24 protein-coding genes and 1 tRNA gene are annotated in these 21,924 nt (G+C 61.1%); 4 read left to right on the forward strand and 21 right to left on the reverse strand.

From position 1 onward, the window contains the following. The first annotated feature begins 160 nt into the window (after positions 1 to 160). From IAE36_RS08780 to IAE36_RS08790, 3 genes are all read left to right on the forward strand, one after another. On the forward strand, positions 161 to 1,105 hold the full coding sequence (locus IAE36_RS08780; RefSeq protein ID WP_201211895.1) for a LysR family transcriptional regulator: 945 nt from the start codon (positions 161 to 163) through the stop codon (positions 1,103 to 1,105). Positions 1,106 to 1,289: 184 nt separating this feature from the next. Next, a complete protein-coding gene (locus IAE36_RS08785; protein WP_060482079.1) occupies positions 1,290 to 1,985 on the forward strand; it encodes a 3-oxoacid CoA-transferase subunit A in 696 nt (231 codons plus the stop codon). 8 nt (positions 1,986 to 1,993) lie between these two features. Next, positions 1,994 to 2,635, forward strand: coding sequence for a 3-oxoacid CoA-transferase subunit B (locus tag IAE36_RS08790; protein ID WP_201211897.1), 642 nt, complete (start codon positions 1,994 to 1,996; stop codon positions 2,633 to 2,635). 136 nt (positions 2,636 to 2,771) lie between these two features. On the opposite strand, the gene IAE36_RS08795 is transcribed toward IAE36_RS08790, so the two are convergent. From IAE36_RS08795 to IAE36_RS08815, 5 genes are read right to left on the reverse strand one after another with little or no spacing between them, the layout of a single operon-like run. Beyond that, positions 2,772 to 2,918: a DUF2474 domain-containing protein gene (locus tag IAE36_RS08795; protein WP_080667881.1), complete on the reverse strand. Its 147-nt coding sequence runs from the start codon at positions 2,916 to 2,918 to the stop codon at positions 2,772 to 2,774. Continuing rightward, complete coding sequence (gene cydB / locus IAE36_RS08800; protein ID WP_201211899.1) at positions 2,918 to 3,925, reverse strand: cytochrome d ubiquinol oxidase subunit II; 1,008 nt, start codon at positions 3,923 to 3,925, stop codon at positions 2,918 to 2,920. The genes IAE36_RS08795 and cydB overlap by 1 nt, the downstream gene beginning before the upstream one ends. Positions 3,926 to 3,943: 18 nt before the next feature. Then, a complete protein-coding gene (locus IAE36_RS08805; RefSeq protein WP_201211901.1) occupies positions 3,944 to 5,362 on the reverse strand; it encodes a cytochrome ubiquinol oxidase subunit I in 1,419 nt (472 codons plus the stop codon). A gap of 3 nt (positions 5,363 to 5,365) precedes the next feature. After that, positions 5,366 to 5,842 carry a DUF934 domain-containing protein gene (locus tag IAE36_RS08810; RefSeq protein WP_201211903.1) on the reverse strand — a complete coding sequence of 159 codons (477 nt, stop codon included), beginning with the start codon at positions 5,840 to 5,842 and terminating at the stop codon, positions 5,366 to 5,368. Further along, positions 5,832 to 7,844 (reverse strand): DUF2849 domain-containing protein, encoded by a 2,013-nt coding sequence (locus IAE36_RS08815; protein ID WP_201211905.1) that lies wholly within the window; start codon positions 7,842 to 7,844, stop codon positions 5,832 to 5,834. Before IAE36_RS08815 ends, IAE36_RS08810 begins: the two co-directional genes overlap by 11 nt. A gap of 165 nt (positions 7,845 to 8,009) precedes the next feature. Here IAE36_RS08815 and IAE36_RS08820 point away from each other — a divergent pair, with 165 nt between their 5' ends. Then, positions 8,010 to 9,416, forward strand: coding sequence for an aminotransferase-like domain-containing protein (locus tag IAE36_RS08820; protein WP_201211907.1), 1,407 nt, complete (start codon positions 8,010 to 8,012; stop codon positions 9,414 to 9,416). Between the two features lie 56 nt (positions 9,417 to 9,472). Here IAE36_RS08820 and IAE36_RS08825 read toward each other — a convergent pair whose 3' ends face one another. The 16 genes from IAE36_RS08825 to IAE36_RS08900 form a co-directional block, all read right to left on the reverse strand. Beyond that, positions 9,473 to 9,964 (reverse strand): helix-turn-helix transcriptional regulator, encoded by a 492-nt coding sequence (locus tag IAE36_RS08825; RefSeq protein WP_201211909.1) that lies wholly within the window; start codon positions 9,962 to 9,964, stop codon positions 9,473 to 9,475. Further along, on the reverse strand, positions 9,961 to 11,277 hold the full coding sequence (locus tag IAE36_RS08830; protein ID WP_201211911.1) for a type II toxin-antitoxin system HipA family toxin: 1,317 nt from the start codon (positions 11,275 to 11,277) through the stop codon (positions 9,961 to 9,963). The genes IAE36_RS08825 and IAE36_RS08830 overlap by 4 nt, the downstream gene beginning before the upstream one ends. 225 nt (positions 11,278 to 11,502) lie before the next feature. Beyond that, a tRNA-Lys gene (locus IAE36_RS08835) sits at positions 11,503 to 11,578 on the reverse strand. A gap of 60 nt (positions 11,579 to 11,638) precedes the next feature. Continuing rightward, positions 11,639 to 12,313 (reverse strand): 7-cyano-7-deazaguanine synthase QueC, encoded by a 675-nt coding sequence (queC, locus tag IAE36_RS08840; protein ID WP_201211913.1) that lies wholly within the window; start codon positions 12,311 to 12,313, stop codon positions 11,639 to 11,641. Between the two features lie 17 nt (positions 12,314 to 12,330). Next, positions 12,331 to 12,978, reverse strand: coding sequence for a 7-carboxy-7-deazaguanine synthase QueE (gene queE, locus IAE36_RS08845; RefSeq protein WP_201211915.1), 648 nt, complete (start codon positions 12,976 to 12,978; stop codon positions 12,331 to 12,333). 174 nt (positions 12,979 to 13,152) lie between these two features. Further along, positions 13,153 to 13,959, reverse strand: coding sequence for a tol-pal system protein YbgF (gene ybgF, locus IAE36_RS08850; protein ID WP_028634606.1), 807 nt, complete (start codon positions 13,957 to 13,959; stop codon positions 13,153 to 13,155). A gap of 6 nt (positions 13,960 to 13,965) precedes the next feature. Further along, positions 13,966 to 14,469: a peptidoglycan-associated lipoprotein Pal gene (gene pal / locus IAE36_RS08855; protein ID WP_023536326.1), complete on the reverse strand. Its 504-nt coding sequence runs from the start codon at positions 14,467 to 14,469 to the stop codon at positions 13,966 to 13,968. 54 nt (positions 14,470 to 14,523) lie between these two features. After that, positions 14,524 to 15,795 carry a Tol-Pal system beta propeller repeat protein TolB gene (gene tolB, locus IAE36_RS08860; protein WP_033728126.1) on the reverse strand — a complete coding sequence of 424 codons (1,272 nt, stop codon included), beginning with the start codon at positions 15,793 to 15,795 and terminating at the stop codon, positions 14,524 to 14,526. Between the two features lie 26 nt (positions 15,796 to 15,821). After that, positions 15,822 to 16,922 carry a cell envelope integrity protein TolA gene (gene tolA / locus IAE36_RS08865; protein ID WP_033728125.1) on the reverse strand — a complete coding sequence of 367 codons (1,101 nt, stop codon included), beginning with the start codon at positions 16,920 to 16,922 and terminating at the stop codon, positions 15,822 to 15,824. Continuing rightward, on the reverse strand, positions 16,922 to 17,374 hold the full coding sequence (tolR, locus tag IAE36_RS08870; protein WP_003254760.1) for a protein TolR: 453 nt from the start codon (positions 17,372 to 17,374) through the stop codon (positions 16,922 to 16,924). The genes tolA and tolR overlap by 1 nt, the downstream gene beginning before the upstream one ends. Positions 17,375 to 17,388: 14 nt before the next feature. Then, a complete protein-coding gene (gene tolQ / locus IAE36_RS08875; RefSeq protein WP_023536305.1) occupies positions 17,389 to 18,084 on the reverse strand; it encodes a protein TolQ in 696 nt (231 codons plus the stop codon). 2 nt (positions 18,085 to 18,086) lie between these two features. Further along, on the reverse strand, positions 18,087 to 18,539 hold the full coding sequence (ybgC, locus tag IAE36_RS08880) for a tol-pal system-associated acyl-CoA thioesterase (protein WP_028634603.1): 453 nt from the start codon (positions 18,537 to 18,539) through the stop codon (positions 18,087 to 18,089). 125 nt (positions 18,540 to 18,664) lie between these two features. After that, positions 18,665 to 19,711 (reverse strand): Holliday junction branch migration DNA helicase RuvB, encoded by a 1,047-nt coding sequence (gene ruvB / locus IAE36_RS08885; protein WP_060482092.1) that lies wholly within the window; start codon positions 19,709 to 19,711, stop codon positions 18,665 to 18,667. After that, a complete protein-coding gene (ruvA, locus tag IAE36_RS08890) occupies positions 19,708 to 20,325 on the reverse strand; it encodes a Holliday junction branch migration protein RuvA (protein WP_028634601.1) in 618 nt (205 codons plus the stop codon). Before ruvA ends, ruvB begins: the two co-directional genes overlap by 4 nt. Before the next feature lie 109 nt (positions 20,326 to 20,434). Then, positions 20,435 to 20,959 carry a crossover junction endodeoxyribonuclease RuvC gene (ruvC, locus tag IAE36_RS08895; RefSeq protein ID WP_172219363.1) on the reverse strand — a complete coding sequence of 175 codons (525 nt, stop codon included), beginning with the start codon at positions 20,957 to 20,959 and terminating at the stop codon, positions 20,435 to 20,437. A gap of 154 nt (positions 20,960 to 21,113) precedes the next feature. Then, the gene (locus IAE36_RS08900) at positions 21,114 to 21,860 is read right to left on the reverse strand and encodes a YebC/PmpR family DNA-binding transcriptional regulator (protein ID WP_028634599.1); all 747 of its coding nucleotides are present in this window, start codon (positions 21,858 to 21,860) and stop codon (positions 21,114 to 21,116) included. Positions 21,861 to 21,924 lie beyond the last annotated feature (64 nt).

Raw genomic sequence — 21,924 nt, forward strand, 5'->3', positions numbered from 1 at the left:
CTAGGGTCCGCGTATGTCTTGAAGCTTCCACTCTATGAACGGCATATAGATCGATCAAATAAATGTTTTAGTGATGCTGTATAAATACCGCCTATGTTAGTGAGTGTGCCAGCTACGCGCTCGCCCCTCATCCGCCACCCGTGCACGGACAACCACGACCATGGCCAGCTTCGACCTCAACCTCATCACCACTTTCATCACCCTGTACGAAACCCGCAGCGTGACCACCACGGCGCAAAGGCTGTTCGTTACCCAGCCGTCGGTGAGCTACGCCTTGGCCAAGCTCAGGGAGCAGTTCGATGACGCTTTGTTCGTGCGCAACCGCCAGGGCATGCAACCCACCCGGCTGGCCACCCAGCTCTACGGCAGCTTCAAGGAAGCTTCCCGGGCAATCGACTCGGCGGTGGGCGAGGCACGCAAGTTCGACCCCAGCCACTCACAGCGACAATTCCGCCTGGCATTATCGGACCTGGGCGAGATGGCACTGTTACCTCGGCTGATGGATTGCCTTGGCCGAGCAGCGCCGAACATCGAGCTGGAAGTCGTGCCCCTGGAAATTGACAAGGTTGGCACCTGGCTCAACGACGGTCATATCGATGCCGCTATCTGCAGCCAGAAGCTCAGTGACAACGGTGTGGTTTCTCGCGTGCTGATGAAGGAGCGCTATGTCTGCCTGCTCGACGCGGCTCACCCCCGCATTGGGGATGCCATCAACATGCAACAGTTCCTCGCCGAACCCCACGTGCTGGTTACCCGCACCTCTGGCCATGGCATGGCCGAAGATGCGCTGAAACGGCTGGGCGTGGAGCGCCGGATAAAACTGCGGCTGCCCCACTTTTCAGTGCTTCCACGGTTGATTCCTGGCAGCGACCTGCTGGGCATTCTGCCCAGCCAGATTGCCGAAAGCTTTTGCGAAATGCCGTTACCCAGAAAGCTCAAGACCCTCGAACTGCCGTTCGACGTACCGAGTTTCGAAGTGTCCTTGCACTGGCACTCGCGTAGCGCCCAATCCACAGCCCTGACTTGGTTCCTGCGGCAGTTACAAACCAGCCTCGGCAGCCTGGATGCCCAGAAACTCACCGCGGTCAGCGACACGGGTACATGACCGCCAAGCTACAGTGGGCTGCTGAACAACGGTTCGTTAATCGCCCACAAGTAGCCCACGCCTCTCGGCGGCGTTTCCGGGTTAAGTCAAACTGTCCGGAACTTGCAATCCGTTTCAGGCGCTATTCGGATTATTACCATCCCTCGTGCCGAAACTTTCATCTGAACTCACGGGGAGTCCCGCTTTGATCGACAAAACGCATTCGTCCATCGCCAGCGCCTTGGCAGGCATTACCGACGGATCAACCCTCCTGATCGGTGGTTTCGGCAACGCAGGTATGCCCTCTGCACTCATCGACGGGCTGATCGCCCTGCGGCCTCGTGAGCTGACCATCATCAGCAACAACGCGGGTAACGGTGACACCGGCCTGGCCGCCTTGCTCAAGGCCGGCTGCGTGCGCAAGATCATCTGCTCGTTCCCGCGCCAGTCAGATTCCTACGTGTTCGACGCCCTGTACCGCGCCGGCGAGATCGAACTGGAAGTGGTGCCCCAAGGTAACCTGGCTGAACGCATTCGCGCCGCGGGGTCAGGTATTGGCGCCTTCTTTTCACCGACGGGCTACGGCACCCTGCTTGCCGAGGGCAAGGAAACCCGTGAAATCGATGGCCGCCAGTACGTTCTGGAAATGCCGCTGCACGCGGACTTCGCCTTGATCAAGGCGCACAGAGGGGACCGCTGGGGCAACCTGACCTACCGCAAGGCCGCACGCAACTTCGGGCCAATCATGGCCATGGCCGCCAAGACCGCGATCGTTCAGGTTGACCAGATCGTCGAGCTGGGCGAGCTGGACCCGGAACATATCATCACCCCGGGTATTTTCGTCCAGCGCGTGGTTGCCGTCCCTGACGCCACCACCGCTCCAATCGCTCACGTATCCTGAGGCCTGCCATGACCATCAACAAAAAGCTCTCCCGTGCCGAAATGGCCCAACGCGTGGCCGCAGATATCCAGGAAGGCGCCTATGTGAACCTGGGCATCGGCGCGCCCACCCTGGTAGCAAACTACCTGGGCGACAAAGAAGTGTTTCTGCACAGCGAAAATGGCCTGCTGGGGATGGGACCAAGCCCGGCACCTGGCGAGGAAGATGACGACCTGATAAACGCCGGCAAACAGCACGTGACGCTGCTTACCGGTGGCGCCTACTTCCACCATGCCGACTCGTTCTCGATGATGCGTGGCGGCCACCTGGACATCGCCGTGCTGGGGGCGTTTCAGGTCTCGGTCAAGGGCGACCTGGCCAACTGGCACACAGGCGCCGAAGGCTCGATCCCGGCCGTGGGCGGCGCGATGGACCTGGCCACCGGCGCCCGCCAGGTGTTCGTGATGATGGACCACCTGACCAAGACTGGCGAAAGCAAGCTGGTGCCCGCGTGCACTTACCCGCTGACGGGTATTGGCTGCGTGAGCCGCATCTACACGGACCTGGCTGTACTGGACGTAACGCCTGAAGGGCTGAAAGTCGTGGAAATCTGCGCAGACCTCTCGTTCGATGCATTACAGGCGCTCAGTGGTGTGCCACTGATCGCATGAGTTTTATTGCCTGCCTTGCCTGCTAAGCCGTTAACCATTGACCGCGGCATTGCCTTTGGGCTGGCAGGGCCTGTAAAGGGAAGCTGGCCACTGCCGGTGGCCAGCTTTTACCAGAACGCCTAATGAGGCGTGGCCATCAAGGCTTCATGCCGGCCAGCGACATGGCCAGGCGTACAGCCATGGCCAGGACGCCAAGCGCGGCAACGCTGACGCCCCAGATGCCCACCATCCACAGAAGCCTGTTGAACGTACCTGGCGAGGATTGGGGGTTGGGCTTTCTCATCAGTGATAGCCCTCGCCCACCTTGACCTTGCCGCGAAATACGTAATACGACCACGCCGAGTAACCGAGGATGAACGGGATGATGAACAGCGCCCCCACCAAGGCGAAGCCCAGGCTCTCTGGAGGGCCTGCGGCATCCCAGAGGGTCAGGCTGGGCGGTAGTACGTAAGGCCAGATGCTGATGACCAGCCCGGTGTAACCGAGGAACACCAGCACCAGCGACCATACGAACGGCCCGGCGTGCGGCTCGCCGCGCAGCGAGCGCAAAATCGCCCAGGTGGCCAATAGCACCAGTAGTGGTACCGGCAGGAAGAACCAGAAGTTCGGCAGGCTGAACCAGCGCTCGAAGATGGCCGGGTGGGTCATCGGCGTCCAGATGCTGACCACCAGCATTGTCGCCACCGTGGCCAGGGTGATTGGCGTGCCGGCGCGGATGATGCTGGCCTGCAGGGGCCCTTCCGTCTTGTACACTAGCCAGGTGGCCCCCAGCAGCGCGTAGGCCACGACCACGCCCAACCCGCAGAACACGTTGAACAACGTCAGCCAGCTCATGACGCCATTGGTAGCGGCGCCATCGACGATCTGATGGCCTTCGATGAACGCCCCCAGAATCACGCCCTGGAAGAACGCTGCGGCGAACGAGCCGGACATGAATGCGCGGTCCCAGAATGGCTTGTGCGCCTCGTCGGCCTTGAAGCGGAACTCGAACGACACGCCCCGCCAGATAAGCCCGGCCAGCAGGCCCAGCGCCGGCAGGTACAGCGCGCTCAGCAGGATCGCGTAGACCTTCGGAAAGGCCGCCATCAAGCCGGCCCCGCCCAGCACCAGCCAGGTCTCGTTGCCATCCCACACCGGCGCCACGGTGTTGACCATGGTGTCGCGGTGTTCACGGTCACGGATGAAGGGAAAAAGAATGCCAATCCCCAGGTCGAAGCCGTCGGTGATGACATACATCATCATCCCAAAGCCGATGATCAGAAACCAGATCAGCGGAAGATCAATACCCATGACAACGTCTCCCGTCAGTCAATGTGTGGTGTTGGGGGCGCAATAGAGCGACTCGTCCACTGCCGACAGCGGGCGGGCCGGGCGCTGGTTGTCAGCGATGTCCACCGGGTGCGGCTCATGTGGCTGTGGCCCTTTGCGCACCAGGCGCAGCATGTAGCCGATGCCCGTGCCGAAGATGCCCAGGTACATCACCACCAGCACAACCAGGCCGATGCTGAGGGTCATTGCCGAATGCTCGGAAACCGCGTCCTTGGTGCGCATCAGCCCATACACCACCCAAGGCTGGCGGCCGATTTCGGTCACATACCAACCCGCCAGCAAGGCGATCAGGCCTGACGGCCCCATCCACAGGGCGAAGCGTGCCAGCATCGGCGACTGGTACAAGCGGCCGCGCCAGCGCACCCAGGCGCCCCAACCGCCAAGCAGCACCATCAGCAGGCCAAGCCCGACCATCACCCGGAAGCTCCAGAACAGCACGGTGGCGTTGGGCCGGTCTTCACGCGGGAAGTCTGTCAGGCCGGCTATCTGCCCATCCAGCGAGTGGGTCAAGATCAGGCTCGCCAACCGCGGGATCTCGACCTTGAAGCGGGTGGTTTCCGCGCCCATGTCCGGCAGCCCGAAGAGAATCAGCGGTACCCCTTCACCCGGTACGTTGGCCCAGTGGCCCTCGACAGCAGCGATCTTTGCCGGCTGGTGCTTGAGCGTATTCAGGCCATGCACGTCACCGATCAGCACCTGCAACGGCGCAGTGAACAGCAGCATCCACAACGCCATCGAGAACATGCGTTTCACTGCCGGGGTCTTGTTGCCCTTGAGCAGGTGCCATGCGCCCGAAGCGCCGACGAACAGTGCTGTCGACAACATGGCGGCGGTGACCATGTGCGCCAGGCGATAGGGGAAGGACGGGTTGAAGATGATCGCGAGCCAGTCCACCGGGATTACTACACCGTTGACCACCTCGTGCCCCTGGGGCGTCTGCATCCAGCTATTGGAGGCAAGAATCCAGGTGGCTGAAATCATCGTGCCGACTGCGACCATCACCGTGGCGAAAAAATGCAGACCGCGCCCGACCTTGTGCCAGCCGAACAGCATCACACCGAGGAAGCCGGCCTCCAGGAAGAAGGCGGTGAGCACCTCGTAGGTGAGCAACGGGCCGGTGATGCTGCCCGCGAACTGCGAATAGAAACTCCAGTTGGTACCAAACTGATAGGCCATCACCAGCCCGGACACCACGCCCATGGCGAAGTTGACGGCGAAGATTTTCGACCAGAAGTGGTAGAGGTCTAGGTAGGCGTCGTCTTTTTTCCACAACCACAACCCTTCCAGCATGGCCAGAAATGCCGCCAGGCCGATGGTGATTGCCGGGAAGACGATATGAAACGTCACGGTGAAACCGAACTGTATGCGGGCCAGTTCAAGCGCTGTCAGGCCAGACACGGCTTATACCTCATTACGTTGGGAAAGGCGCTCGAGCAGGGTCCTCGGTCGGGCGTGTTGAATGGCGACTGCGGCTTCCTGCCAACGCACCACGGGAATGGCAGGCGAAACCAGCAAGCTGCTGAAACCGCACTGCATGAGCATCGCGAACTGGTCGGGCAACAACGGCCCGGCCGCTCGCAGGTCGCCGGTGAAACCGTGGCGTTCGCGCAACAGGCGCGCCAGGGTGAACCCACGGCCATCACGGGATTTGGCAAACTCCACCACGATCAGGGTCAATTGCCCGAGCACCGCCTGCACCTCCTCAAGCGCCTGGTCGCCGGCCAGCCACAGGCCCTGGGCCGGCAGGCCGAAGCGCATGTGGTAGTCGTTCCATTGCGGCGGGTGCACCACGGTGCTGGGGGAGAAGGAAGGCGTCTCGTCGCAGGCCAGGTAATGCCACGGGTCGTGCTGCGGCAGGCCGTGTCGATCAATGAGCATCACGCAGCACCTCCTTGAACGGCGCTATACCCACCCGCCGATAGGTGTCGAGGAAGCGCTCATCCGCCTGGCGCAGGGCCAGGTAGATATCAATGAGTGCTTCGATCACCTCGGGCACTTGCTCATAAGGCACGGAGCGCCCGAGGATGGTGCCCACCGCCGCGTCTTCCTCGGCGCTGCCGCCCAGGGTGATCTGGTAATTTTCATGGCCTGCCTTGTCCAGGCCCAGGATGCCGATATGCGCTACATGGTGGTGAGCGCAGGCGTTGATACAACCGGAGACGTTGAGCTTCAACTCACCGATTTCACGCTGGCGGGGGCCATCGAAGCGCTGGGCGATGCGCTGCGCAACCGGCACCGAGCGGGCGGTGGCAAGGCTGCAGTAATCCATGCCCGGCCAGGCGATGGAGTCAGACAACAAGCCCACGTTGGCCGTTGCCAGGCCCGCCGCGCGCAGTGCTTGCCACACCGCATACAGGTCGCGCTGGCGGATGTGCGGCAGCACCAGGTTCTGCTCGTGGGACACGCGAATCTCGTTCAGCGAGTAAGCTTCGGCGAGGTCAGCCACCTGCAGCATTTCCTCGGCGCTGACGTCGCCTGGAATGCCCCCTGGCGGCTTCAGGGAAACCACCGCGCTGATATAGCCAGGCTGTTTGTGCGGGTGGGTATTGGTGCGCACCCAGGCAGCGAATGCCGGGTCTTCGGCGCGTGCAGCCAAATACTCATCGCACAGCCCGGGCAGCGACTCGAAGGCCGGTTGCACGAAACGCGCATGGATGGCCTGGACGATCTCGGGTTCCAGGTACTGGCGGTCACTCGGCAGGCTGCAGAACTCATGCTCGATCATCTCGATGAAACGGCCGGGCTTGAGTTCACGTACCAGTATCTTGATACGCGCCTTGTACAGGTTGTCGCGCCGCCCCAGGGCGTTGTACACCCGCAGGATCGCCTCGACGTAACGCAACAGGTCGCGCTCGGGCAACCATTGGCGTACTCGCGTGCCGACGATTGGCGTACGCCCCAGGCCACCCCCGGCGTATACCTCGAAACCCACCTCGCCCAGGGCATTGCGCTGCGCAAGGATGCCGATGTCATGAAAGCGCACCGCAGCGCGGTCTTTAGGGCTGCCGGTCATGGCGATCTTGAACTTGCGGGGCAGGTAGGTGAATTCCGGGTGGTCGGTGGACCACTGGCGCAGAATCTCGGCGTGCACCCGCGGGTCGATCACCTCGTCGGCGGCAGCGCCGGCAAAGTGGTCGGTGGTCACGTTCCGAATGCAGTTGCCGCTGGTCTGGATACAGTGCAGATCGGCGTCGGCCAGCACCGACAGTATTTCGGGTGTGTCGGCCAGGTGCGGCCAGTTGAACTGGATGTTCTGGCGCGTGGTGAGGTGACCGTAACCTTTGTCGTAGGTGCGCGCCACGTAGGCCAGCTGGCGCAGTTGCACCGCACTCAGGGTGCCGTACGGGATCGCTACCCGCAGCATGTACCCGTGCAATTGCAGGTACAGGCCGTTCATCAGCCGATAGACTTTGAACGCCTCCTCGTCCAGCTCGCCACTGAGGCGCCTGGCCACCTGCTGACCAAACTGCTGCGCGCGCGCCTTGAGGAAGTCGCGCTCGAACGGGTCGTACTGGTAGACCCCTGCCTTGCCGGCCGCCATCGGCACGAGCGGCCGTTCACTCAAGGCGCCCCCGCTTGGGCGTGCTGCCTGCGCCTGTTTACCCAGGTCGGTGCGGATAGAGGGCCCCTGTGCCCGCAGCCGCTCGCGCAGGCTATGGGGTACAGGCACGCCGTCTACCAGCGATGCCGCACAAGGCAGCGGGCCAACCACATGGTTGTCGCGTACCCAGGCCTGTGCAGCCTCATTGGCGGCAGGCAGCGCATCAGGGCTGAAAGCAGCAGCCAGGCACACGCTTTCGACCCATTCATACTGTGCATCCAGCCACACCACAGCACCGTCATCCAGACGGTTGGCACAGATCAGATGGCAGTCGCTCATCAAACATCTCCATGACTGGCAACCCAGAAGCGCTTATGGTTGCAACCTGCAGCGCCATACCGGTGCCTACGCATAAATCCATACTCTATTTGATTGTATGGAATATTTAGAAAACGTATGCCATGATATTCCTGAGCGTATGGATTTACAACTGTAGGAAGTGCTATGAGCCCTCGTGATGAATCGCCTTTGACTACTGAAATTGCCTGGACAAGGCCATTCACCGCAGGATCCGGAGCAAAATACATACAGATAATAGATATGCTGGAAAAATCCATACAATCTGGGTTTCTTCAGCAAGGTGATGCCCTGCCCCCGCAACGCACGCTTGCGGCGCACCTGGGCGTCGACCTCACCACCATTACCCGCGCCTACAACGAAGCGCGTAACCGTGGCTTGATCGCGTCGTATACCGGGCGTGGGTCGTTCGTCATGGGGGGCGGTAACCCTGAGCTGCCCCTGAACGTCGACCTGGCCATGAACATTCCGCCACAGCCGGCCAATGGCTCGATGACCGAACAAGCAGGCAGTGCAATGGCTGAGCTGTTTGCCCGCCATAGCATCGAGGCGCTTTCGATTTACCAGCATGAGTTGCCGCCGCGCTCACTGCTGCACGCTGCCCAAAGCTGGCTGCGCCCTGCCATCGGCGAGCTGAGCGGCGAGGGCTTGGTGGTGTGTTCGGGTTCGCAGGCGGCGATCTTCGCGATACTCAGCGCAAGGACACGCCCAGGGGATGCCGTGCTGTGCGACGCCGTCACCTACCCAGGCTTGTTGCTGGCAGCCGAGCAGCTTGGCGTGCGGCTCTGGCCAGTGGCGAGCTGCGCGGACGGCATGCAACCCGACGCCCTGGAACAAGCTTGCCAGGAAAGCGGCGCACGGCTGCTGTACCTCAACCCGACGTTCCACAACCCGACGGCGCTTACCATGCCATTGGGCAGGCGCCAGGAGATTGCCGACGTGATACTGCGACGCGGCATCACCTTGATCGAGGACGACCCCTACCGCTATCTGCTCGACGATGCCCCGCCACCGATCGCCACGCTCACTGGGCGGCGCAACACCTATTACCTGGCCTCCTTGTCCAAATGCCTATGGCCAAGTTTGCGCACGTCGTTCGTGTTACCCCCGCACGGGGACGATGGCCAGCAATTGCAGCTCAGCCTGCGCGCCTCGAGCATGGGCTGCTCCGCCCTGCTGTTGGCGCTGGTTGAGCAATGGATCAACAGTGGCAGCGCAACGCAGCTGGTGCAGGAAATCCAGCGCGAAACCCGCGCGCGACAGCGGCTGGCGCGCACGCTGCTGTCGCACCCGTACCAGACGCACCCGACCGGGCTGCACGTGTGGCTTGAACTGCCGACGCAGTGGAACCAGGAGCTGTTCACCCATGCGCTGCGCGAGCAGGGGGTGAGCGTGGCCGGCGGGCAGTCGTTTGCAGCGGCTGTACCTGCGCCCAATTGCTTGCGTATATCCCTGGGTGGCGCCAAGGACCAGGCTGAACTGGGGCGTGCGCTGCAGAAGATCGAGGCGTTGCTTAACCAGGATCGTCGGCGTGAGTCGCGCACGTTTGTATAGGGGATTGCAGTGCACAAGGAAAACGGGATGAGGCTTTTACTTTCATCCCAACACGCTCACTTCTCATCACGCCTTTTTCGTGCCCGTGACGACGCCGGGCCCGACAAGGCTTTCTTCGCTTTGGCGGCCGCAGGGCTTTTCCCTCGTTTTGGTCCGGCCACCTTATACGTACTGGCCAGCGGCGAAAGGCCCGCGCCCGTTGGCGCGGCTACCGTGGTTGGCGCAACAGACTCCAACTGACCCACAGTGTTGCCGACGGTCGTCGTTGCATGCTTAGTCTTGGCAGCCATCACCATCCCCATCCGTACACCAAACAGACGCAGTACGGCCTCCAAAGTACTGAGTTTCGGGTTCGACTTTCCGCTCTCCAGTTCGTACAAGCTTTTTGTAGACATCTTGCACATTGCCGCGAACGTTTCCTGGTCAAGCCCGGTGACTTCGAGCCGCAGACGGCGGATGGATGCCCCGATGGGGTCGAGCCCCGCCGCATTGCGCTCGACGATCTCCTCCACGAGCTGAGCACGCTCTTCAGGCTGTAGTTTTTTCATCGCAGCCCCCACTCCACAAGTCGCTTATCCAAGTTGTTCACGGGCAGGGAAGCTGCATTTCGCATCAATTCAGGGGCTTCGGTCAGCAAATCGGGCAACGCCCTGAAGTTTTCAGCTGCATTCATCAACCGTTGCAGCAGAACGTCGGGATCGGTGTAATTGATAAGCTCAGCGCAGTTGTCCTTCCAGTTGGAAGCCCCTTTGCGCTCCGCCGCCCACTTCGTCGTTCGCGTGATACCTTCCTCATCCAGGATCATGGGTGCGAGGTCATAAATGGGAGCCAAACAAAACCTTCCACCTATACGGATAATGGACGTGTTGCGGCCGTGGTTATCGGTGTTCCCCAGAATTCGATTCAGTAGATCACGCCGCACGTACTCGAATACCAAGTCGTCCACTTCATCCTGCTGGCCGTTACGGGTCCACAGTTCTACCAGCCGGTGAACCACTTCAACGTGCTTCATCATCTGCCCGTAGCCGGTAACGCCGCAGACCGAGTACACCGACTCCACCGGTAGGCGCTCCACCATGCCGTCCACTACTCGGCGGTCAAATCGTGGCATCCAGAGGCTTGGCTTCACTGCCTCTTCAAGCGATAGGCCATCAATGGCAACGGTATCAAGGCCGAGGGCGGCAACGGCTTTGTAGTAATGGAACTCTGTTCGCAGGATGTCCTTGTCGCGCTCGCCACCTTTGTTACGCGCGAACTTGATCAGCCAGTGACGGAGCGCCTGTTTATCGGGAAGCATCGCATCAGCGTACAGAGCGCCATCGTGGGCTTCGGTCATCAGCAGCTTGGGGGCTTGCCCGTTGGCACCCGTAGCGCCCCCCAACGCCGCACCGGTTTCGTAGGCGTACTCTAGAAACTCGTTGGTCCTGTCCACGACCTCAGCACGCGCGAACGCCTCATTCCTATCCGGCTGGAGGCCTTCAACCGACTCCTTGATGCGCAGATGCCCGATGGGGGCCGGCGTGAAGCGGTTTAAAAGGTACAGTCCCATTTCCAGCCCTTCGGGTTTCAAGCGCCCGTAGCGGGCCTCGAGAGACTCCTTGGCAGCACCCGAGGGAATGATGTCATAGAGGAATGCTGGATAGCCTTTGACGTCATGGTGGTCCCAGTTCAGCGGCAGGTTAACGCTTAGGGCCAGTTCGCACCGATCTTCGATGCGATCAAAGTTGGCAATGATGTAGTCGGTGTCGTACGCCACAAAGGACATGCCTTCCTCGACACGCGCCGGGTTCTGAACCGACAGCGTTGCGGCGTCGTGCCATGCTCCGTTTGAGAAGGCTTGGATAGTGATTCTGAGCGACATCAACACAGCCTAAATCAGCACTTTAATGCTGATTAGCATAGTGCACCACGCAGAAACCGGCAATACTATGCTGATTAAAAACGTATTACGGGATAAACCAGCATCACACTACCGATTTCGCACCAGAGCGGATGCCTGCTTCAAATTCACATGGCGCGCCATGCCCGGCGCATAAACGAAAAAGCCCGCCACCGTTTCCGGTAGCGGGCTTTAACGTACTGCGTATGGTGGGTCGTGTAGGATTCGAACCTACGACCAATTGGTTAAAAGCCAACTGCTCTACCAACTGAGCTAACGACCCGTTGGATGGCGCGTATAATACTGATTTCTAACGGGAAATCAACACTTCAGCGCATTTTTTTCAAAAATAACGAGTGGGGTCGGCCTGCCCTGCAGCCTTGAAGCCTTCGGCACGCAGGCGGCAGCTGTCGCATTTGCCGCACGCGCGGCCATCATCGTCCGCCTGGTAGCAGGACACCGTCAGGCTGTAGTCCACACCGCGGGCCATACCCGCCTGTACGATCTGCGCCTTGCTCATATTCTGCAACGGCGCCTGAATGCGAAAACCCTGCCCTTCTACACCGGCTTTGGTGGCCAGGTTGGCCATACGCTCGAAGGCCTCGACGAACTCGGGGCGGCAGTCGGGGTAGCCGGAGTAGTCCACCGCGTTGACGCCAATGAAGATGTCGTGGGCCTGCAGTACTTCAGCCCAGCCCAACGCCAGCGACAGGAACACGGTGTTGCGCGCCGGCACGTAGGTGACCGGGATGCCTTCACCCGGGGCTTCTGGCACATCGATGCTGGTGTCGGTCAAGGCGGAACCGCCGATGCCGTCCAGGTTCAGGCCAATCACCTTGTGCTCCACCACACCCAGGTCACGTGCCACACGGGCTGCAGCATTCAGCTCAGCGCGGTGGCGCTGGCCGTAATCGAAGCTCATGGTGTAGCAGCTGTAGCCTTCGGCTTTGGCCATGGCTACGACCGTGGCCGAGTCGAGGCCACCGGACAACAGGATTACTGCGCGTTTGTCTGTCATGTTTGTCACTCTTTCAATCAACGTCCGGGCTCGTCGTTCCACAGCAGCTTGTGCAGCTGCAACTGGAAGCGTACGGGCAGGTTATCGGCGACGATCCAGTCCGCCAGGTCGCTGGCACTGACCTGGTGGTGGCTGGGCGAAAACAGCACTTCGCCCGCGCGCTCAGCCAGGTTGTACTGGATCAGTTTGGACACTGCCCAGTCGTAGTCCTCACGGGAACAGATGACGAACTTGACCTGGTCGTTACGGGTCAGCTGCTCGATGTTCTCGTAGCGGTTGCGGTGCGACTCCTCCGACCCCGGGGTCTTGAGGTCGACCACGCGGCTGACGCGCAGGTCGGTGCCGGCGATATCGAGGGCGCCGCTGGTTTCCAGCGACACCTCATACCCGGCATCGCACAAACGCTGCAACAACGGCAAGGCACTGGGCTGAGCCAGCGGCTCGCCGCCGGTAACGCACACATAGCGCGGCTTGAAGCCCGCCACCTGCTCAAGGATCGAATCGAGGCTGCGCACGGTGCCACCACTGAAGGCATAGGCACTGTCGCAGTATTGACAGCGCAGGGGGCAACCGGTGAGCCGCACGAATACCGTGGGTAGCCCAGCCGTTCGCGTTTCACCCTGCAACGAGTAAAAGACTTCGGTGATGCGTAATGTGTCTTGCATGATCGCCACGGGCGTGACAGCTAAACAGGCTGCCCGCCTCCGTCAGGCACTGTCGCGGACTCGACATGGCGTTATCCGCAACAGCGTGTTTACGAAAAAAGGGCGCTGATTCTAACGAAAAAACCCGCGACAGGCGCGGGTTTCTTTCGAACGGTTACCACCAGGCAACTCAGCCTAAAGCTTTTGCAGATCTCGCTGAGCCAGTTGAGCGGCGGAGGTGCCGGGGTACTGGGTAACGACCTGCTGCAAAATACCTTTGACCTTGTCGGTGTGCCCCAGGCGACGCTCAACATCAGCAAGCTTATAGAGCGAGTCAGGCACCTTGCTGTGCTTGGGGTACTTCTGGCTGACCTGGGCGAAGGCCTGACTTGCACCTTGCAGGTCACCTTTGGCCAGGTTCACCTCGCCCAACCAATACTGGGCATTGCCCGCATACTGGCTGTTGGGGTACTTGCGCAGGAAGGCGTTGAACGCCTGGCTGGCCTTGTCGAAGTCTTTCTGTTTGATCAGGTCGAAGGCGGCATCGTAGTAGAGCTTTTCCTTCGCCGGGTCACCGGGCTCGCTGTTGGCGGCCGGTTGTTGGGCTGCAGCACCTGCTGCGGCCCCGGTGGCGGCGCCAGAGGCACCACTACCAGCAGAATTGTCAGGGGTCGCGGCAGGCGCGGCGCCACTGTTGATGCGACGGTCCAGGTCCTGGTAACGCTCCAGGTTTTCCTGCTTCATGCGCGACACATCGTTTTGCAGCTCTTCGATGATGCCTTGCTGGCGGGAAAGCTGATCCTGCATCTGTTGCAGCTGCATGAACAGCTGGCCCTGTGCAGAGGCAGGGGCCGAAGCCCCTGACCCGGCATAGGCGCCGCTCGTGCCATAACCCGCAGGCGGATAGCTGCCTGAGTTGTCATCTACTACAGGGACTGCAGCCCACGCCGAAAGGGGCAGGCTGAGTGCGAGGACGGTTACTGCACGGCGGCACATACGCATAAGAACTTACTTACGCAGTTCTACGCGACGGTTTTGAGCCCAGGACTGCTCGTCGTTGCCAGTGGCAACTGGACGCTCTTCACCGTAGGAAACTACTTCCAGCTGAGCAGGGGAAACGCCCTGCAGAACCAGGTAGCGCTGAACGGCCTTGGCACGACGCTCGCCCAGAGCCATGTTGTACTCACGGGTACCGCGCTCGTCGGTGTTACCTTCCAGAACGACACGGTTGCCGTTGGCTTTCAGGTCCTTGGCATGAACGTCCAGAGCGCGCATGGCTTCTGGCTTCAGGTCCGAGCTGTCGTATTCGAAGTAGAAGGTGGTGATTGCGCGCAGAGCGGCTTCTTCGCTCAGGGAACCGTCCACTGCGCCGGTGTTTGCACCGTAGCCAGCGTTCGGGTCAACGGCGCCAGCGCCTTCACCAGCATTGTCACCGCCCTTCGAGGAGCAACCTACAGCCACGGCCATGGCCAGAGCCAGCGCAGCGAATTTACCAAACTTCAGCATTTCCATCGTGAAACTCCTAATGAAACCCCAGTGTGTTAAGCAAAACGTATTACGCCGCAATCAGTTCAGGTAAGGGGACCAGGACGGTTCTCTGACTTCGCCTTGAGCGGTAGGAAGTGGGAGCCTCACGCGGCCATTAAGCGACACGAGCATCAAGACTCCCCGGCCCTGCTGGCGGGTGGCGTAGATTAGCATGGTGCCGTTGGGCGCAACAGTGGGAGACTCATCAAGACTGGTCTCCGAGAGAATCTTTACACTTCCGCGTTGCAAGTCCTGGGCCGCAACTTTGAAGTTGGTGAAGCCCTGCTGACGGTGAATCATGACCAAGGTCTTTTCGTCAGCCGACAGTTTCGGGTTGGCATTGTAGTTACCCACGAAGGTAACGCGTTCTGCACTGCCACCGCTGACCGACTGTTTGTAGATCTGTGGCTTGCCGCCGCGGTCCGAGGTGAAGTACAGGGTGTTGCCATCCTTGCCCCAGAACGGTTCGGTATTGATACCCGGGCCAGCGGTTACGCGGCTGATCTGACGCGACGCCACGTTCATCACATAGATGTCCGGGTTACCGTCCTTGGACAGCACGAATGCCAGGCGAGAGCCGTCAGGCGACCAGGCAGGTGCGCCGTTGAGGCCCTCGAAGTTGGTGATCTGCTCGCGACGGCCCGTGTCGATGTGCTGGATGAAGATGCGCGGGCGACGCTGCTCGAACGACACATAGGCGATGCGCTTGCCATCCGGCGCGAAGCGCGGCGACAGGATCGGCTCGCGCGACTGCAGCAGGGTGACCGCACGTGCACCGTCGTAGTCCGAACGCTGCAAGGTGTAGCGGGTGTTGTTGGTGGAGAAGCGCTCGGCAGTGACGTACAGCATGCGGGTAGAGAAAGCACCCTTGATGCCGGTGAGCTTCTCGAACGACTGGTCGGCAATGTAGTGCGACATGTCGCGCAACTGGTCGGCCGTGCCGGCCACGCTGCCGGTCAGTACCTGCTGCTCGGTGGCCACGTTGAACAGGGCGTACTGCACCTGCAGACGGCCACCGGACGGCACGATGCTGCCGACCATCACGTACTGGGCACCCAGCGCTTTCCAGTCACGGAAGATGACTTCGCTGGCCTGGGACGGCTGGCTGATCATGTTCTGACGCGGAATGGGCGAGTAGTAGCCCGAGTTGCGCAGGTCGTTACCGATGATGTCTGCCATGTCTTCAGGCAGCACGCTCCCGCCCTGGACGGCGAAGGGTACCACCGCGATGGGTGTGGCCCGGTCGCTACCACTGGTGACCAGGATGTTCTTTTCCTCTGCTACGGCCATGCCTGCCACGCAGCACAGCATGACCAGCAGTCCTCTCAGACGTTTAATCACAACGCTAGATCCTCAGGTGTAAATGTCATCTTGAACGAGCGATACCTGTTGAAATCGCTCGGCTTCATACCCTGCATTTCAGTCAGACGACCGATGTTCTTCATGGCGGCCACTGCCGAACTGTCAAACGGGCCGTCGCCACTGGAGCGCAGCACGCTCACATTGGTAATGGTGCCATCCGGCAGCATGCTGACCTGCAGGACTACCGTCATGCCTTTGCGTGCCGAAGGGGGCCGCGCCCAACCTTCTGCTGCACGCATGCGGATCAGGTCGTCGAAATCGCCGGCCACCTGGTCACCCTGCTCATCCGCCAGTGCCTGCTGACGCTCAGTGGTGTCGGACAACAGCTCGGCCAGTGCCTGCGCCTTCTTGTCCTCTGCCGCCTTGCGCGCTGCTTCCTGGGCCTTTTTCTTCTGGGCATCTGCCGCGGCCTTTTTCTTGGCCTCTTCAGCTGCCTTTTTCTTCGCGTCCTCGGCTGCCGCCTTTTTCTTGGCGTCCTCGGCCGCTTTTTTCTTCGCCTCTTCGGCTGCCTTTTTCTTGGCATCCTCTGCGGCTTGTTTCTTCGCCTCTTCAGCCGCCTGCTTCTTGGCCTCGTCCTCGGCTTTTTTCTTCGCTTCGTCTTCGGCTTTTTTCTTGGCAATGTCGGCTTGCTGTTTTTCCGCCGCTTTTTTGGCCTCTTCGGCCTTCTTCGCTTCGGCCGCTTTCTTGGCCTCGGCCGTTTTTGCAGCTTCCTCGGCTTTTTTGGCCTCGGCCGCCTCGCGGGCTTCCTCGGCCTTTTGAGCAGCGTCGGCTTTCTTTTGTTCCGCCGCTTTCACAGCTTCCTGCTCGACCTTCTTCTGCTCCAGCTGCTCGACCTCGGTCTGGCGCGAAGCGGTTTTTTTCGCTTCCCCGGCAATCTTCTGGTTGGTCTGGGTGGTCGCCTGGCTCTTGGACTTGAGCTGATACAGCGTAGCCTGAACGATCGGCTTGGACGGCGGCAGCTCTGGGGTCATGGCGAAGCTGACGAACAGCAAGGCAAACACCAGCACATGCAGGCCGATGGCCCAGACACTGGGCCAGAAGTAGCTTTCCGAGGCGGATGGCTCTCGCTGTTGCATCAGGGCGCCTCGGTAATCAGGCCAACGTTACCGACACCGGCTTTCTGCAGCCCGCCCATGGCACCCATGACCGCGCCATAGTCCACGGCCTTGTCGCCACGGATGAAGACCTGGGTCTGTTTGCCCTGGTCGCGGCCGGCGGCAATGATCTTGGTCACAGCGTCGGTCATGGCCGGCAAGGTCATGGCCTTGTCCATCTGCTTGTCGGTGTCGACTTCACTGCCGAGGTTCCAGTAGTAGGTTTTGTCGGCCTTGATGGAAATGGTAAGGATCTGGACGTTGTTGTCCTGCGGCAAGGCTTCGCTGGAAACCTTGGGCAGGTCTACCTTGACGCCCTGGTTGAGCATGGGCGCCGTCACCATGAAGATGACCAGCAGTACCAGCATCACGTCGATGTAGGGCACCACGTTCATCTCGGCGACGGGCTTGCGTTTGTGGCGAACTCGGGCCATGGGCTTCTACCTGATTACTCTTCGCTGGTGTGCACTTTACGGTGCAGGATCGCCTGGAACTCGTCGGCGAAGGTGTAGTAGCGGCCGATCAGCGTTTCACTGCGCGCCGCGAAGCGGTTGTAGGCAATGACCGCCGGGATTGCCGCGAACAGGCCGATAGCTGTAGCGATCAGGGCCTCGGCGATACCGGGGGCAACAGTGGCCAGGGTGGCCTGTTGGGCGCTGGCCAGGCCGCGGAAGGAGTTCATGATCCCCCATACGGTACCGAACAGGCCAATGTACGGGCTGGTGGAACCCACGGTCGCCAGGAACGGCAGGCTCTGCTCGAGCTTTTCTTCCTCGCGGGAAATGGCAACGCGCATGGCACGGCCTACGCCTTCCATGACCGCGTCCGGGTCAACACCCGGTTGCTGGCGCAGGCGCGAGAATTCCTTGAAACCGGCACGGAAGACCTGCTCCACACCCGAATCCGGGTCTGGGTTGCTGCCGGCCTGGCGGTACAGCTTGGACAGGTCGATACCCGACCAGAAGCGCTCTTCGAAGGCATCCAGCGCACGACGACCGGCGCGCAGCATGGTGCTGCGCTGAAAAATCATGATCCACGAGGTGACCGAGGCGGCCACCAGGGTCAGCATCACCAACTGCACCACTACGCTGGCATTGCTGACCAGACTCCACATGGAGGTATGGTCGACGACGTTAGCTTCCACGCTTATTCTCCTGCATTCGATTGATTACCCGAGCAGTCGGCCACAAAGGCGTCGCGCAGCTCCGGGGGGATGGCTCGGGGTTTGAAAGTGTCGGCGCGCACAGCGGCCACCAGGAACTGCCCTTCGCAGAGCAGCGTTTCATCCTTTTCCCGCCAGACCTGCTGCACGAAGCGCAGGCTGGCGCGATTGAGTTCAAGTACTTGCGCGGTAACCCGCAGTTCGTCGTCCAGCCGCGCCGGCGCGTGGTAACGCGCTTCGCTGGAGTGGACTACAAACAGCAGGTTGCCCTGCGCCAGCTGCGACTGGGAAAAACCCAGGTGCCGCAATCGTTCAGTGCGCGCGCGCTCCATGAATTTCAGGTAATTGACGTAATACACCACGCCGCCAGCATCGGTATCTTCGTAATAGACGCGACAACGGTGTGCAAAGGGTTCCAGGCCATTTAGCGCGCGCATACTCTAGTGCTTACTCCTCGCCTTGCCAATCCGCTGTGGCAACTGTTTTTTCATCGTTCATGTCGTATTGCCAGCGCCCATGCAGCCTGCCAGCGGTAGGACCACGAAAAGCCGTTTTCGATCTGTCATTCATCGCCCGTTTGGGAAAAAACGGCGCCCTCCCCCAGCTGCCCCGGCACGTCGAGGCCGAAATGCAGGTAGGCATGACGGGTGACCACACGCCCGCGTGGTGTGCGCATGATGTAGCCCTGCTGGATGAGGTAGGGTTCGAGCACGTCCTCGATGGTGTGGCGCTCTTCGCTGATGGCGGCCGCCAGGTTGTCGACCCCCACCGGCCCCCCGTCGAACTTCTCGATCATGGTCAACAACAGGCGACGGTCGGAATGATCGAAGCCGCGCTCGTCCACATCCAGCAGGTTCAGCGCCATGTCGGCCACCGCCTTGGTGATCTGGCCTTTGCCCCGCACTTCGGCATAGTCGCGAACCCGGCGCAGCAGGCGGTTGGCAATACGCGGGGTGCCGCGCGCGCGGCGGGCGATTTCATAGGCGCCGAGGTCTTCGATGACCAGGCCCAGGATGCTTGCCGAGCGGCTGACGATGGTCGCCAGGTCCTTGTCGCTGTAGAACTCCAGGCGCTGGACGATACCGAAGCGGTCGCGCAACGGGTTGGTGAGCATGCCCGCACGGGTGGTGGCGCCGACCAGGGTGAACGGCGGCAGGTCGAGCTTGATGGACCGGGCGGCAGGCCCCTCCCCGATCATGATATCGAGCTGAAAGTCTTCCATGGCCGGGTACAGCACTTCTTCGACGACGGGTGACAGCCGGTGGATTTCGTCGATGAACAGAACGTCATGGGGCTCCAGGTTGGTCAGCATCGCGGCCAGGTCCCCAGGCCGTTCGAGGATAGGCCCCGAAGTGCTCTTGACCGACACACCCATCTCATGGGCGATGATGTTGGCCAAGGTAGTCTTGCCCAAACCCGGGGGGCCGAAGATCAGCGTGTGGTCAAGCGATTCGCTGCGCCCCCGTGCGGCTTGGATGAACAGTGCCATCTGCTCGCGCACTACCGGCTGGCCGATGTACTCCTCCAGGCGTAATGGCCGGATCGCGCGGTCTTGCACGTCTTCGCGGTCGCGGCCACTGGCGGCGATCAGGCGGTCGGCTTCGATCACTTGGTAATCATCCCCTTGAGGCTGCGACGGATCAGCTCTTCACTGCTCAGGCTGGCCTTGTCCTTGATGGCCCCAATGGCCTTGCTCGCCTCTTGCGGCTTGTAACCCAGCGAAACGAGGGCGCTGACGGCGTCGGCTTCGGCGGTTGATTCACTGGCCACCGGCAACGGCCCGTCCGATACCAGGGTGAACATGGCCGGGGACGTTTCCCAAGCCTTGAAGCGGTCCTTGAGCTCGACCAGCAGGCGCTCGGCGGTTTTCTTGCCAACGCCCGGTACGCGCACCAGTGCCGAGGTGTCCTGGGCCTGTACGCAGCGCACCAGCTCGTCGACTTCCAGGCCCGACATCAGCGCCAGTGCCAGCTTGGGCCCTACGCCATTGAGGCGGATCAGTTCACGAAACAACTCGCGCTCGCGCTTTTCGGCAAACCCGTACAGCAGGTGGGCGTCCTCGCGCACCACCAGGTGGGTGTGCACGGTCACTGGCTCGCCAACCTTGGGCAGGCGATACAGGGTGGTCATGGGCACTTCGAGCTCGTAGCCCACGCCATTGACGTCGATAATCAGGTGCGGGGGCTGCTTTTCCGCCAGAGTGCCGCGCAATCTTCCAATCACGTTCCGATCCTTATTCTCGGGGAGCCGGTCGCAGACCGCTCAACCCTATCAGCAAATGCGGCGGGTGAACGCGCCACCCGCACATAATGTGTATCAGCGCATGAAGCGCCTACAGACGCAAGCGCCCGCCCCGCCGGCGCGCCGTGGCCAGGCCGTGGGGCACCAGGCTGGAACGGGTGTGGGCATGGCACAAGGCGATGGCCAGGGCATCGGAGGCGTCGATCTGCGGTTTTTGCGTGAGCTTGAGCAGGTGCATGACCATCATCATCACCTGATCTTTGTTGGCGCCGCCGGTGCCGGCCACGGCCTGCTTGACCTGGGTGGCACTGTACTCGGCGATCTCAAGGCCGGCCTCGGCGGCCGCCACGATCGCAGCCCCGCGGGCCTGGCCCAGCTTGAGCGCCGAATCGGCATTGCGGGCCATGAACACCCGCTCGATGCCCATGGTCACCGGGCCGTGCTGGGCGATGACTTCACTGACCCCGCGAAACACGATCTGCAACCGCTCATGCAGCTCGCCGCTGCCGGTGCGGATGCAGCCTGACGCCACATACTCGCAGCCGCGGGCGGTCTGGCGCACCACGCCGTAACCGGTGATGCGCGAGCCGGGGTCGATACCTAGAATCAGAGTCATAGCGCCTGTCGAAAAAAAATGATGCATGCTGCAAACGGTACGGCCCTTTCGCGGCGGTACGGCGCTGCGAGTCTATCGGAGCGCCGTACCGCCGCGAAAGGGCCGGTGCAAGCAAAGAAAAGCCTGAATGCCTGGTTGGAGCTACCAGAACACCCTAGCCGAGGTTTTCCATGATCTCGTCGGAGATCTGCGCATTGGAATAGACGTTCTGCACGTCGTCCAGGTCTTCGAGCATGTCGATCAGCTTGAGTACCTTTTCAGCGCCATCCTGGTCCAACTCGGCACTGGTGGTCGGCTGCATGACGATTTCCGCATCCGCCGCCTTGAAACCTGCCTCTTCCAGCGCATTGCGCACGGCATAGAAGCTGTTGAACGACGTAAACACCTCGAACGAGCCATCATCGTTGGCTACCACGTCGTCGGCATCGGCCTCCATCGCAGCTTCCATCAGGGCGTCTTCGTCTACCCCCGGGGCGAAACTGATCTGGCCCTTGCGCTCGAACAGATACGCCACCGAACCGTCGGTGCCCAGGTTGCCCCCACATTTGGTGAAGGCATGGCGCACAGCCGCAGCCGTGCGGTTGCGGTTGTCGGTCATGGCTTCGACCATGATCGCCACGCCGCCTGGGCCGTAACCTTCGTAGCTGAGCTCTTCGACGTTGTCGCTTTCGTTGGTACCGGCACCACGTGCCACGGCCCGATCAATAATGTCGCGGCTCATGTTGGCACCCAGGGCCTTATCCAGCGCCAGGCGCAGGCGCGGGTTGGAGGCCGCGTCCGGGCCGCCCTGTTTGGCAGCGACGGTCAGCTCACGGATCCACTTGGTGAAGACCTTGCCTCTCTTGGCATCCTGGCGCTCTTTGCGGTGCTTGATGTTCGCCCACTTGGAATGGCCTGCCATAACGACTCCCGATCCTTGAAACAGAAACAGGTTCCGCCCCGAAGGGCGGAACGTGGAAAGACTG

Source organism: Pseudomonas sp. S36, from assembly GCF_016647875.1.
Taxonomy (GTDB): domain Bacteria; phylum Pseudomonadota; class Gammaproteobacteria; order Pseudomonadales; family Pseudomonadaceae; genus Aquipseudomonas; species Aquipseudomonas parafulva.